This is a genomic window from Pseudomonas sp. Pseusp3, from assembly GCF_047304225.1.
In the GTDB taxonomy this organism is placed as follows: domain Bacteria; phylum Pseudomonadota; class Gammaproteobacteria; order Pseudomonadales; family Pseudomonadaceae; genus Aquipseudomonas; species Aquipseudomonas fluorescens_CD.
Genome location: NZ_JBGLYV010000023.1, coordinates 39,413 through 51,950, shown reverse-complemented (window position 1 = coordinate 51,950; position 12,538 = coordinate 39,413). Strand labels below are relative to the sequence as shown.

The following is a 12,538-nucleotide window of genomic DNA, read 5'->3' as shown; positions in this document are numbered from 1 at the left end:
TATTGGGGTGTAACCCTTGTGGAATCAGGCGTTCGGCGTTTGTTCGGCCAGGGCAACGGCACGGAACATTGCGCGGCGCTTGTTCAGGGTTTCTTCCCATTCCAGCGCCGGCACCGAGTCGGCGACGATGCCGCCACCGGCCTGCACATGCAGTTCGCCGTTCTTGATCACCGCCGTGCGGATCGCAATGGCGGTGTCCATGTTGCCGTTCCAGGCGAAGTAACCGACCGCACCGCCGTAGACACCCCGCTTGACCGGCTCCAGCTCGTCGATGATTTCCATCGCGCGAATCTTCGGCGCACCGGACAAAGTGCCCGCCGGCAGAATCGCTCGCAGCGCGTCCATTGCCGTCAGCCCGGCTTTCAGCTGCCCGGTGACGTTCGACACGATGTGCATCACGTTGGAGTAACGCTCGATCACCATCTTCTCGGTGAGCTTCACCGAACCGATCTCCGATACGCGACCGGTGTCGTTACGACCGAGGTCGATCAGCATCAAGTGCTCGGCAATTTCCTTGGCATCCGACAGCAGGTCTTTTTCCAGTGCCAGATCAGCCTCTTCGTTGGCCCCGCGCGGACGGGTGCCGGCAATCGGACGCACGGTGATCAGGTTGTCTTCGACCCGTACCAGCACTTCCGGCGAACTGCCGACGACGTGGAAGTCGCCGAAGTTGAAGAAGTACATGTAAGGCGTCGGGTTGAAGCAGCGCAGCGCGCGATACAGATCGATGGGTGCTGCCTTGAAATCAATCGACATGCGCTGGGACGGCACGACCTGCATGCAGTCACCGGCCAGGATGTATTCCTTGATTGTGTCGACGGCTCTTTCGTAATCGTCCTGGGTGAAGCTGGAGCGAAACACCGGGTCAGCCGCTTGCTGCTTGCTGAAGTCCAGGCCACGGCGCGGGGTGATCGGCTGACGCAGCTTTTCCAGGAGCTCTTCCAGGCGAGCGCGACCTTGCTCGAAGGCGTCTTCCTGAGCCGGGTCGGCCAGTACGATGGCGTGCATCTTGCCAGCGAGGTTGTCGAACACCACGACGGCGTCGGAGACCATCAGCAGAATGTCCGGCACGCCCAGCGGATCCGGGTTCGGGCACTTGCCCAGACGCTTTTCCACGTAACGCACGCAGTCATAACCGAAGTAGCCCACCAGGCCGCCATTGAAGCGCGGCAGGCCGGCAATGGTCGGCACATTGTAGCGAGCCTTGAAGGCTTCGACGAAGGCCAGCGGGTCTTCCACGTCGTGGCTTTCGGTCTCGACACCATCGACGGTCACGCTCACGTGGTGGTCGTGAACCCGCAGCACGGTGCGGCACGGCAACCCGATGATCGAGTAACGCCCCCACTTCTCGCCGCCCTGTACAGACTCCAGCAAGTAGGAATTAGGCTCGTCGGCCAGCTTCAGGTAGATCGACAGCGGCGTGTCGAAGTCGGCCAGGGTTTCGCAGGCAAGCGGGATGCGGTTGTAGCCGGCAGCGGCCAAACGCAGGAATTCTTCGCGGATCATGAGGTGCCTCGTGGCTTGAGGGTCGAACAGTCAGGTATGCAAACGCGCCGGAAACCGGCCAGGATCAAGTCAGGCGCGCCAACGCCAGCGGGCCAGGGCCTTGATGACTTTCATCCAGAGTTTGCGAGTGACCACCACGATGGCGTTTCCAGAAGGGGGTTTGACAGCGTCGACCAACGTTATCTCAGCGGCCGGATCCAGGCAACCGGGAATTAGCTTGCGCAGATCGTCGATCACCAACGCCGGCGACTCTTCGGCAATCGGCCGGCCGTGGTTATAGCCATAACTCAGGGCCACGCACTTGACCCCCGCCGCTTTCGCCGCCAGCACATCGCTGCGCGAATCGCCAACGAACAACGACTGCGAAGCCGGAATGTTGGCCATTTTCATCACGAAAAACAGCGCGGCCGGATCGGGTTTTTTCTGTGGCAGGGTATCGCCGCCGATGATCCAGCGGAAATAACGACCGATTTTCATCTGATCCAGCAACGGCGCGACGAAACGCTCCGGCTTGTTGGTGATCAGCGCCATCTCGACGCCCTGCTTTTGCAGCCATTTGAGAGTATCGCGCACGCCGGGGTAAACCACCGTCAGCTCGTGACCGTCCTCATAAAAGCCGTTGAACAGTTCCAGGGCATGTTCGGCTTCGATCTCATCGACACCCTCGGCGTCGATGTGATTGGCCAGCGCCCGGCGTACCAGCATGTGCACACCGTTGCCTACCCAGTCACGCACCGACTCGATGCCGACAGGCTGGCGCCCGAGTTTGAGCAGCATGTTGTCCACTGCCGCGGCGAGATCCGGGACCGAATCGACCAGCGTGCCATCCAGATCGAACATCACCAGACGCGGCAGGCGGCCCGGGAACAGCTGCTCAAAACCACTCATGGGCGAGCCAGCGCCAGTTCGGAACGCATCCTTTCGATGACTTCCTGATAGTTCGGCGCATTGAAGATGGCCGAGCCGGCGACGAAGGTGTCGGCACCGGCCGCTGCGATTTCGCGAATGTTGTTCACGTTCACGCCGCCGTCGATTTCCAGGCGAATGTCACGACCGGACGCATCGATCAACGCCCGTGCCTCACGCAATTTGTCGAGGGTGCTGGGGATGAACTTCTGCCCGCCGAAGCCCGGGTTGACGCTCATCAGCAGGATCATGTCGACCTTGTCCATCACGTGCTTGAGCACGTCCAGCGGGGTCGCCGGGTTGAACACCAGGCCCGACTTGCAGCCGCCTTCGCGGATCAGTTGCAGGGAGCGGTCAACGTGCCGGGTGGCTTCCGGGTGGAAGGTGATGTACGTCGCGCCGGCTTCGATGAAGTCGCCCACGATGCGGTCCACCGGGCTGACCATCAGGTGCGCGTCGATCGGCGCGGTCACGCCGTACTTGCGCAGCGCCGAGCAGACCATCGGGCCGATGGTCAGGTTCGGCACATAGTGGTTGTCCATGACATCGAAGTGCACGAAGTCGGCGCCGGCGGCCAGGACGTTGTCCACTTCCTCACCCAGGCGGGCGAAGTCGGCGGAGAGAATCGACGGAGCAATTACGAAGGGCTGCATGACGCACCTTTTCTGAGCAGAATCACGATGGCGCGCATTGTATACCTCATGCTTTGACGCGCGCACCGTGACCGCGATGATTGGGGTGGCCTAATAAGCCGCGCGGTAGATCTTCTCGATATCGACAGCACTCAGTTTGCGCGGGTTATTGCGCATCAGACGTTCGATCTCCGCGGCTTCCATGGCCATGGCCGGGATTGCATCCTCGGGAACCCCGAAACTGCGCAAACCAGACGGGATTTCCACTGCAGCGCACAATGCGCTCATGGCCTCCACGGCTTTGTCGGCCGCTTCATTGGCACTCAAATGCGCGGTCTTCACGCCCATGGCCTCGGCTATATCCTGCATGCGATCGATGCAGGCCATCTTGTTCCAGGTCATGACATGGGACAGTAACAAGGCATTACTGACACCATGAGCGATGTTGAAACGCCCGCCCAGCGGATACGCCAGCGCATGCACCGCGCCAACCCCGGCATTGCCGAACGCCATGCCCGCCATCAGGCTGGCGGTGGCCATGTCTTCACGGGCCTGCAGGTTGGAAGGATTGGCATAGGCCTTTGGCAAAGCCTTGGCGATCAGTTTGATCGCGCCGATAGCCAGCGCATCAGTAATCGGCGATGCATTGACCGACAGATAGGACTCGATGGCATGCACCAGTGCATCGACGCCGCTGGCGGCGGTGACACTGCGCGGACAGGTCAGGGTCATTTGCGGGCTGACCAGCGCCACGTCCGGCAGCAGGTAGTCACTGACAATGCCCTTCTTCAGTTGCGCAACCTTGTCGGAAAGGATGGCGACGTTGGTCACCTCCGAGCCGGTACCCGCCGTGGTCGGGATGGCGATCAGCGGCGGGCCTTTGCGCGGAACCTGATCAATACCGAACAGATCCTCCAGCGCGCCGTGGTAGCCGGCATAGGCCGCCACGCTCTTGGCAATGTCGATGGCGCTGCCGCCGCCCAGGCCGATCAGTCCGTCATGCCCGCCGTCGCGATAGACCTGCATGCAGTCTTCGACGATGGCGATTTCCGGGTCCGGCAGTACCCGGTCGAAAATCTCGTAGCTGCGTTCGCCCAACTGCGCCAGTGCCAGCTCCACGGTGCCGGACTTGACCAGGGCGGCATCGGTGACGATCAGCGGGTTGTCGATGTCCAGGCGTGCCAGCTCGGCGGACAGTTGCTCGATGGCACCTGCGCCAGTGATCAATTTGTGAGCGATTTTGAAAGAGGAAAGACTCATGTGCGCAGCCTCTTATAGGTAGGGGAGCTGGGCACAAGAGTAGCTGGGGATTTGGGGTTGGCTGGTATTCAGGTCATGAATGACCAAGGTTTCCGGGGACACCAAAAAACACTGTAGGAGCGAGCTTACTCGCGATGGTCGCCAACGATAACGCGGGCCTTCTGAATGCCCGCGTCGCTCTAAGGTACATCGCGAGCAAGCTCGCTCCTACACCTACAGTTACAGCCGATCGGTGTGTGGCTTCAGACCTGCGCAGTACGCAATTTCTCGCTACGCCCACGCAGCCATTCCAGGGTCAGCAGCAGGATCACCGAGAAGGCAATCAGCAGCGTCGCGGCGGCGGCGATGGTCGGGCTGAGGTTTTCGCGGATGCCGCTGAACATCTGCCGTGGCAGAGTCGCTTGCTCGGGACCTGCGAGGAACAGCGTCACCACCACCTCATCGAACGAAGTCGCGAAGGCAAACAACGCCCCCGAGATCACGCCCGGCGCGATCAGCGGCAAGGTCACCCGGCGGAACGTGGTCAGCGGCGAAGCACCCAGGCTCGCAGCGGCCCGCACCAGGTTGTGGTTGAACCCCTGCAAGGTCGCCGACACCGTGATGATCACGAACGGCACGCCCAGCACGGCGTGCACCACGATCAGCGAGGTATAGCTGTTGCCGAATCCCAGTGGAGCGAAGGTCAGGTAACTGGCCACACCGATGATCACCACCGGCACCACCATCGGCGAAATCACCAGCGCCATCACCAGCGCCTTGCCCGGGAAGTCTCCCCGAGTCAGGCCGATCGCCGCCAGCGTACCGAAGATCATCGCCAACACGGTCGCTGCCGGGGCCACGATCATGCTGTTCTTCAACGAACGCATCCATTCCGCCGAGGCAAAGAAGTCCTGATACCAGTGCAGCGAAAAACCTTGCAGCGGGTACACCAGGAAACTGCCGGAGTTGAACGACAGCGGAATGATCACCAACACCGGCAGAATCAGGAACAACAGGATCAAGCCGCAGAGAATCCGCAAGCTGTAGAACCACACCCGTTCGATGGGCGACATATAAGGACTCAGCATTTCGTTCTCTCCTTAGCTCAGGCGCAGGCGACTGGCGCCTACCAGCCAGCTGTAAATCAGATAAAGCACCACGGTCGCCAACAGCAGCAGCCCACCGAGTGCGGTCGCCATGCCCCAGTTGATGCTGGTGTTGGTGTAGAAGGCGACGAAATAGCTGACCATCTGATCATTCGGGCTGCCCAGCAATGCCGGGGTGATGTAGTAGCCGATGGCGAGGATGAACACCAACAGGCAACCGGCGCCGACACCGGCATAGGTCTGCGGGAAATACACCCGCCAGAAGCTGGCGAACGGATGGCAGCCGAGGGAAATCGCGGCACGCATGTAGGTCGGCGAAATGCCTTTCATCACGCTGTAGATCGGCAGGATCATGAACGGCAGCAGGATGTGCACCATGGAGATGTAGACACCGACGCGGTTGAACACCAGCTCGATCGGCTTATCGATGATGCCCATCGCCATCAGGCCGCTGTTGATCAGGCCACCCGATTGCAGCAACACGATCCACGCCGCGACCCGCACCAGGATCGAGGTCCAGAACGGCAACAGCACCAGAATCATCAGCAGGTTGCTCTGCCGCGACGGCAGGTTCGCCAACAGGTAAGCCAGGGGATACGCCAACACCAGGCAGATCACCGTGATGATCAGGCCCATCCAGAAGGTGCGGGCGAAGATGTCGAGGTAGATCGCCTGATCCGGGGTGGCCGGGGCGATTTCACCGAGGTCATCGATGCGATGATCGACAGCGGCCAGCAGGTAATACGGGGTGATGCTGCTGGTGTTGCGGCGCACCGCTTGCCAGTAGGCCGGGTCGCCCCAACGCTCATCGAGGCCTTCCAGCGCTTCTTTATAAGAAGCCGGCTCAGTGGCGAGCGGCAGGGCGCGGGCGGTTTTGGTCAGCAGGCTGCGATAACCTGCCAGCTCCATGTTCAGGCGTTTGGACAGATCACCCAGGGTCTGATTCTTGCGAGCGTCGGCGAGGTCTTCGGCCGCCGCTTTGTAAACCGGTTCAGCGGGCAGGCCGCGGCCGTCCCAACTGGCGATGGCCGTCACGGTGCGCGGCATGCCGCCGACCACTTCCGGGTTGCCAACGCTTTTGTAGAGCAGCGCCACGATCGGCACCAGAAACACCAGCAACAGAAACAGCACCAGCGGCGCAATCAACGCCTGGGCCTTCCAGCGGTTGACCCGCTCGGCGTGCTTGAGCCGCTGCTTCAAGGTGGGGTCAGTGCCCGCGTTCACGGGAACGGCGATAGCCATGGCGTACTCCGGAAATCTTTGATCATTGCAGAGGCGGGAAACCACCTCGATCGTTTAATACACAACCCTAATGTGGGAGCGGGCTTGCTCGCGAAGGCGGAGTGTCAGTCATCAACGATGCTGAATGTGCTGACGTCTTCGCGAGCAAGCTCGCTCCTACAGCGTAAGCCCGCGGAGCGGGCTTACTTGGCAGCCCAGGCGTTGAAGCGCTGTTCCAGTTGCTCGCCGTTGTCCGCCCAGAAGCTGACGTCGATCTGCACCTGATTGGCGATGTTTTCCGGGGTGGTCGGCATGTCTTTCAGGACATCCTTGGCCAACAGCGGTACGGCCTGGGTGTTGGCCGGACCGTAGGCGATGTTTTCCGAGTAGGTCTTCTGCTGCTGTGGCTGCACCGAGTAGGCGATGAACTTCTTCGCTGCTTCGGCACGCGCCTTGTCCAGGCCTTTCGGGATGGCCCATGCGTCGAAGTCATAGATGCCGCCGTTCCACACCACTTTCAAGTTGCTTTCTTTCTGCACGGCAGCGATCCGGCCGTTGTAGGCCGAGCTCATGACCACGTCGCCGGAAGCGAGGTATTGCGGCGGCTGTGCGCCAGCTTCCCACCACTGGATGTTCGGCTTGAGCTCATCGAGCTTCTTGAACGCACGGTCCTGACCATCTTTGCCAGCCAGTACTTTGTAGACGTCTTTCGGCGCAACGCCGTCGGCCATCAGTGCGAATTCCAGGGTGTACTTGGCGCCTTTACGCAGGCCACGCTTGCCCGGGAACTGCTTGGTGTCCCAGAAATCCACCCAACTGGTCGGTGCGGATTTCAGCTTGTCGGCGTTGTAGGCCAGCACGGTCGACCACACGAAGAAACCCACGCCGCATGGCTGGATCGCGCCTTTGACGTAGTCTTCGGTTTTGCCGAACAACTTCGGATCAAGCTGCTCGAACATGTCTTCGTCGCAACCACGGGACAGTTCCGGAGATTCAACCTCTACCAGATCCCAGGACACGCTCTTGGTGTCGACCATAGCCTTGACCTTGGCCATTTCGCCGTTGTACTCACCGGCCACGATCTTGCCGTTGCCTGCCGCTTCCCACGGTGCGTAGAAGGCTTTGACCTGAGCCGCCTTGTTCGCCCCGCCAAAGGACACCACGGTCAGGTCCGGGCCAGCAGCCATTGCGCTTGCTGCCCCCATCATGCCCAGTGCCAGAGCGGTGAATTTCAGGGATCTCAACATTTATTGTTCTCTCCACGTGCAGGGTTGGTGTTGTTGAAGCCGGGGCGATCAATTCGCCTCTAGAAGTGGGTCGAGTGCACGAACGTGCTCGACCTGCCAGCCAAGCGGTACCACATCACCAACCGCCAGCCCGGGATCAAGCTCGGCAATCGGTTGCTTCACGAAGAAGTCGGTCTTGCCACAGACTTCCATGCGAACCCGGACGTGGTCGCCCAGATAGATGAATTCCTCGACTCGCCCGGAGAAGCGATTGACGCATTGGTCGCTGGAGCCATTGAGGCTCACGCGCTCCGGACGGATGGACAGGGTCACCGGCTCGCCGGTCTTGCCGACATTCACCGCCAGCGCTTCAACTTTTTCACCACGCCCCAGTTCGACTACGCAGCGGTCGCCGGTCTGACTGTGCAGACGGCCATTGAGGCGGTTGTTCTCGCCGATGAAGTTGGCGACGAAGGTGTTTTTCGGCTCTTCGTAGAGGGTGCGCGGTGGTGCGATCTGCTGGATTTCGCCCTGATGGAACACCGCCACACGGTCGGACATGGTCAAGGCTTCGCCCTGATCGTGGGTCACGTAGACCACGGTTACGCCCAGGCGCTGGTGCAGGTGCTTGATCTCCATCTGCATGTGTTCACGCAGTTGTTTGTCGAGTGCGCCGAGGGGTTCGTCCATCAGCACCAGTTGCGGCTCGAACACCAGCGCGCGGGCCAATGCCACACGCTGTTGCTGACCGCCGGAAAGCTGCGCCGGGTAACGCTGGGCGAAGGCATCGAGCTGGACCATGCTCAGCACGCGCTTGACCCGGGCGCTGACGTCGCTCTTGTTCATGCCGCGCACGGTCAGCGGGAACGCCAGGTTCTCGGCCACCGTCATGTGCGGGAACAATGCGTAGTTCTGGAACACCATGCCGATGTCGCGCTTGTGCGGCGGCACGTTGTTGATGGCGCGCCCGGCCAACAGGATTTCGCCCGCGGTCGGCGTTTCGAAGCCGGCGAGCATCATCAGGCTGGTGGTCTTGCCGGAGCCGGACGGCCCGAGCAAGGTGAGGAATTCGCCTTTGCGAATGTCCAGGTTGAGGTCCTTGACGATCAGGTTCTCGCCGTCGTAGCTCTTCTGCACTCCACGAAAGCTGACCAGAACATCATTGGCCCCTGCGCTTGAATCGACCTGGCTCATACCCACACCTTTGTTATTGATGACTGCTGTGGGGTTAAGCCTAGTGGACGCTGGGGACCACGCAAATCGGGGCGCAAGAGAGATTCGCCTCAGCCGGATGGAAGGCCGGGGGTAGGGATTGCCCTACAAGGATGGCGCGGTTTGGCAAGTGCAGTGGTGAGCGGTCAGCTACAAGCCATGAGCAAAGGCAAAAGCGGATTTGCAGGATGTCGTAAATGGATATGCCACCACAGAACCTGTGGGAGCGGGCTTGCTCGCGAAAGCGGTGTGTCAGACCCGGATATGTCGACTGACATACTGCTTTCGCGAGCAAGCCCGCTCCCACACTGGATTTTGGTGTGGTTTAGAGGAGTTTGTGTTCCATCGCGTACTTCACCAGCTCCGCCAACGAGGTGATGTTGAGCTTCTGCATCAGCCGCGCCTTGTGGGTGCTGATGGTCTTGCTGCTCAGTGCCAGCTGCTGGGCAATGTCGTTGACGTTGGCACCCTGGGCCAGGCGTTCGAACACGGAGAATTCGCGCTCGGAGAGCAACGAATGCAATGGACGCGAGTCGGTCAGGCCGACCTCGAAGACCATGCGGTCGGCCAGTTCCGGGTCGATGTAACGCCCGCCTGACGCCACTTTGCGAATGGCCGTCAGCAACAGTGCCGGATCGCTGTCCTTGGTTGCATAACCGGCGGCCCCGACCTTCAGCGCCCGGGCGGCCATCTGTGCTTCGTCGTGCATCGACAACACCAGGATCGCCGGCGGATTGTTCAGGGCGCGAATTCGCGGAATGGCTTCCAGGCCATTGACGCCCGGCATGGAGATGTCCAGCAACACCACTTCGCAGGGCACATGACGCAAGGTGTCGAGCAACTGCTCGCCGTTGCTCGCCTCCCCCACCACCAGCAAGTCCTTGGCCAGGCCAATCAGCTGCTTGATGCCTTCACGGACGATGGTGTGGTCTTCGGCTACCAGTACACGGATCACGTTTTTCTCCAGTTTCAAGATCATTCGCGAGCAAGCCCGCGAAAGCGTCGGTACAGTCAACACAACCTGTTCAGGCTGCATCCAGCGGAACGCGCACACTCAGGGTCGTGCCTTCACCCGGCTCACTCTCAAGGGATAACTCACCCCCCATGATCAACACCCGCTCGCGCATTCCGACAATCCCAAAGGACGTTGGCCTGCCAGGCGCAGCGACAAATCCTACGCCATCATCGCTGACCGTCAGACACAACTCGTCGCCTTCCAGCGTCAGCGTCAGTTCAACAGTATGCGCCTGGGCATGCCGCATGACATTGGTCAACGCTTCCTGAAGGATCCGGAACAGGCCAATGGCCTTGGCGTCACTGAGCACCGGCAGATTATCCGGCACCTGCACCAGACACGGAATCTGCGTACGCGCCTCGAATCGTCGGGCCTGCCATTCAATAGCCGAGGCAATGCCGGCGTCGAGAATCGGCGGGCGCAATGCGGTCGCCACGTCGCGAACCAATTGGAAGAGTTGAGCGATCAGGCGCTTCATGCTGCCCAGGCGTTCGTTGAGGCCCGGATCGAGTTGCGCGTAAGCCAGTTCACACATGGAGGTTTCCAGCTTGAGCACCGTCAGCATCTGACCCAGTTCATCGTGAACTTCCCGGGCGATGCGCGCCTTTTCTTCTTCGCGCACGCTTTCCAGGTGCGCGGACAACTCACGCAGTTGTTCCCGGGAGCTGGCCAGTTCAAGTTCGATGCGCTTGCTCTCGCTGATGTCCCAGACGATCCCGTCCCAGACATAGGCGCCGTCTTCCAGCTGACGCGTGATGGCCTTGATTTCCGCCCAGCGCTGCTCGCCCTGACGGGTGAGGATCCGCCCTTGCCACGACCAGTCACTGTCGGTATCCAGCGCATGATCCTGGGTCTGGTGATAGCTGGCCTTGTCATCCGGATGCACCAGGCTGCGCAGGCCTTTATCGCGATGCGCCAGCGTGGCCGGCGAGTAACCCACCAGGCTTTCACTGCCTTCGCTGATGTAGGCAAAGTCGATCTGACCGGTCACCGGCGCCCGCTCCAGTCGGAAAACCAGGCCCGGAACGTTGGCGGCGATACCCTGCAGCCGCGCCTCGCTTTCCTGCAAGGCGGCCAGGGCGCGGCGCCGCTCGGTGACGTCGTTGAGGTAGACCACCAGGTATTCGCCATCGCGAAAGCGCAGAAAGCTCAACGAGACATCGGCCGGCAGAGTGCTGCCGTCGGCGCGCACACAGTTGGTTTCGAAGCTTTGCGGGCCCTCTTCACTGGCCCTGGCGCGCTTCCACAGATTGAGCCAGCGGTCCATGTGCAGACCGGGTTCGAAATCGATCAAGGGCCGATCGATGATCCCGCCGGGTGGATAGCCGAGCATGCTTTCCGCCGCGCGGTTGGCATAGCGCACGTGGCTGTCCCAGTTGACCCAGAGGATGCCGACGGTGCTTTGGTCAATGGAAAACTGGGTGAGCCGCAGCGCCTCTTCGCTGGCCGCACGCAAGGCAATGTCTTCCTGCGCGGCCATCAAGCGTTGCTCCAGGTTGTGCTGCTGGCGGCGCTGCCAGAACACGATAGCCATGCAGCTCATCGTCAGCACGACCAGTAACAGGCAGAGGTTTTGCCAGAACCCGGGGGACTCGGTGAGCCGCGGATACTTGGGTTGCAGCCATTGATTGTGCAGTTGTTCCAGATCCTTGGCCGGGATCGCCCGCAATGCACTTTCGACGATGCCCGCCAGTTCCGGCTTGTCGCGGCGCGTGGCTACCCGCAGCAGCTGCGGCAGGCCGACATCCCCGACCACCACCAACCCGGCGAACTCCGGCTCGACGGACAGGCGCCCCAATTGCGCCTCATCGACCACCGCATAAGCCGCCTGCTGGCCCGTCAGCAACTGTAATGCCTGGCGCTCCATCGGGACGCCTTGCAGGTTCAGGTGCGGATAGTTGCCGTGCAGGTAATCAGCGATGGCGCTGGGCATGCGCACAGCAACGCGGGTCTGGTTGTCGAGCTTTTCCAGCTCGACCGCGCCGGCGCTTTTCTGGTCGCTGACCACCAGTTGCGGCACCCGCATGTAGGGGTCGGAAAACTGCCAGAGGCGCAACCCGCCAGGGGTTTGGGTCAGCCCCGGGGCGATGTCGATTTCGCCCTCGCGGGCCGCGGCTTCCAATTGTTCAAGGTCGGGAAAGTTGCGCCAGCTCAGTTCGACGTTGAGGGTCTTTGCCAGCCACTTCATCAAATCGACATTCACCCCGGACAGGCGCTGCAAGCGGCGATCGTATTGCGCATAGGGCGCCTGCAACACCAGACCGACCCGCAACTCGCTCTGCTGCGTCAGCCAGTGCTGTTGTTTCGGGGTCAGCTGCGCAACATGCGCCGGGGGCGCGGGCGCCGCCCAACCCATCAAGGGAAACCACAAACAGCCGATAACCCACAGGCAGCGAAAACGCATCATTGAACTCTCACACACAGACAAATACTCACCAACCCATTAGGCTGCCGGAACAACTTCTGGCCTGGAAT

Annotated in this window: 10 protein-coding genes; all 10 read right to left on the bottom strand. The window is 61.0% G+C overall.

All coding sequences use genetic code 11. The features are described 5' to 3' along the window. Window positions 1-24: 24 nt before the first annotated feature. The 10 genes from trpE to ACCD00_RS10420 all read right to left on the bottom strand — a co-directional run bounded on the left by trpE (window position 25) and on the right by ACCD00_RS10420 (window position 12,470). Complete coding sequence (gene trpE, locus ACCD00_RS10465; protein ID WP_413424199.1) at window positions 25-1,506, bottom strand: anthranilate synthase component I; 1,482 nt, start codon at window positions 1,504-1,506, stop codon at window positions 25-27. Window positions 1,507-1,575: 69 nt separating this feature from the next. Beyond that, window positions 1,576-2,394, bottom strand: a complete 819-nt coding sequence (locus tag ACCD00_RS10460; protein ID WP_413424197.1) for a phosphoglycolate phosphatase — start codon at window positions 2,392-2,394, stop codon at window positions 1,576-1,578. Then, the gene (gene rpe / locus ACCD00_RS10455) at window positions 2,391-3,065 is read right to left on the bottom strand and encodes a ribulose-phosphate 3-epimerase (protein WP_413424195.1); all 675 of its coding nucleotides are present in this window, start codon (window positions 3,063-3,065) and stop codon (window positions 2,391-2,393) included. The genes ACCD00_RS10460 and rpe overlap by 4 nt, the downstream gene beginning before the upstream one ends. A 90-nt stretch (window positions 3,066-3,155) precedes the next feature. Continuing rightward, on the bottom strand, window positions 3,156-4,304 hold the full coding sequence (locus ACCD00_RS10450) for an iron-containing alcohol dehydrogenase (protein ID WP_413424193.1): 1,149 nt from the start codon (window positions 4,302-4,304) through the stop codon (window positions 3,156-3,158). A 242-nt stretch (window positions 4,305-4,546) separates the two neighbouring features. Further along, window positions 4,547-5,371, bottom strand: a complete 825-nt coding sequence (locus ACCD00_RS10445) for an ABC transporter permease (protein ID WP_008017428.1) — start codon at window positions 5,369-5,371, stop codon at window positions 4,547-4,549. A gap of 12 nt (window positions 5,372-5,383) precedes the next feature. Further along, on the bottom strand, window positions 5,384-6,631 hold the full coding sequence (locus tag ACCD00_RS10440) for an ABC transporter permease (RefSeq protein ID WP_057396328.1): 1,248 nt from the start codon (window positions 6,629-6,631) through the stop codon (window positions 5,384-5,386). 182 nt (window positions 6,632-6,813) lie between these two features. Further along, a complete protein-coding gene (locus ACCD00_RS10435; protein WP_413424190.1) occupies window positions 6,814-7,857 on the bottom strand; it encodes an ABC transporter substrate-binding protein in 1,044 nt (347 codons plus the stop codon). A 48-nt stretch (window positions 7,858-7,905) separates the two neighbouring features. Then, a complete protein-coding gene (locus ACCD00_RS10430; protein ID WP_413424188.1) occupies window positions 7,906-9,030 on the bottom strand; it encodes an ABC transporter ATP-binding protein in 1,125 nt (374 codons plus the stop codon). Between the two features lie 343 nt (window positions 9,031-9,373). Further along, on the bottom strand, window positions 9,374-10,027 hold the full coding sequence (locus ACCD00_RS10425) for a response regulator (protein WP_413424186.1): 654 nt from the start codon (window positions 10,025-10,027) through the stop codon (window positions 9,374-9,376). Between the two features lie 46 nt (window positions 10,028-10,073). Next, on the bottom strand, window positions 10,074-12,470 hold the full coding sequence (locus ACCD00_RS10420; protein ID WP_413424184.1) for a PAS domain S-box protein: 2,397 nt from the start codon (window positions 12,468-12,470) through the stop codon (window positions 10,074-10,076). Between the last annotated feature and the right edge of the window lie 68 nt (window positions 12,471-12,538).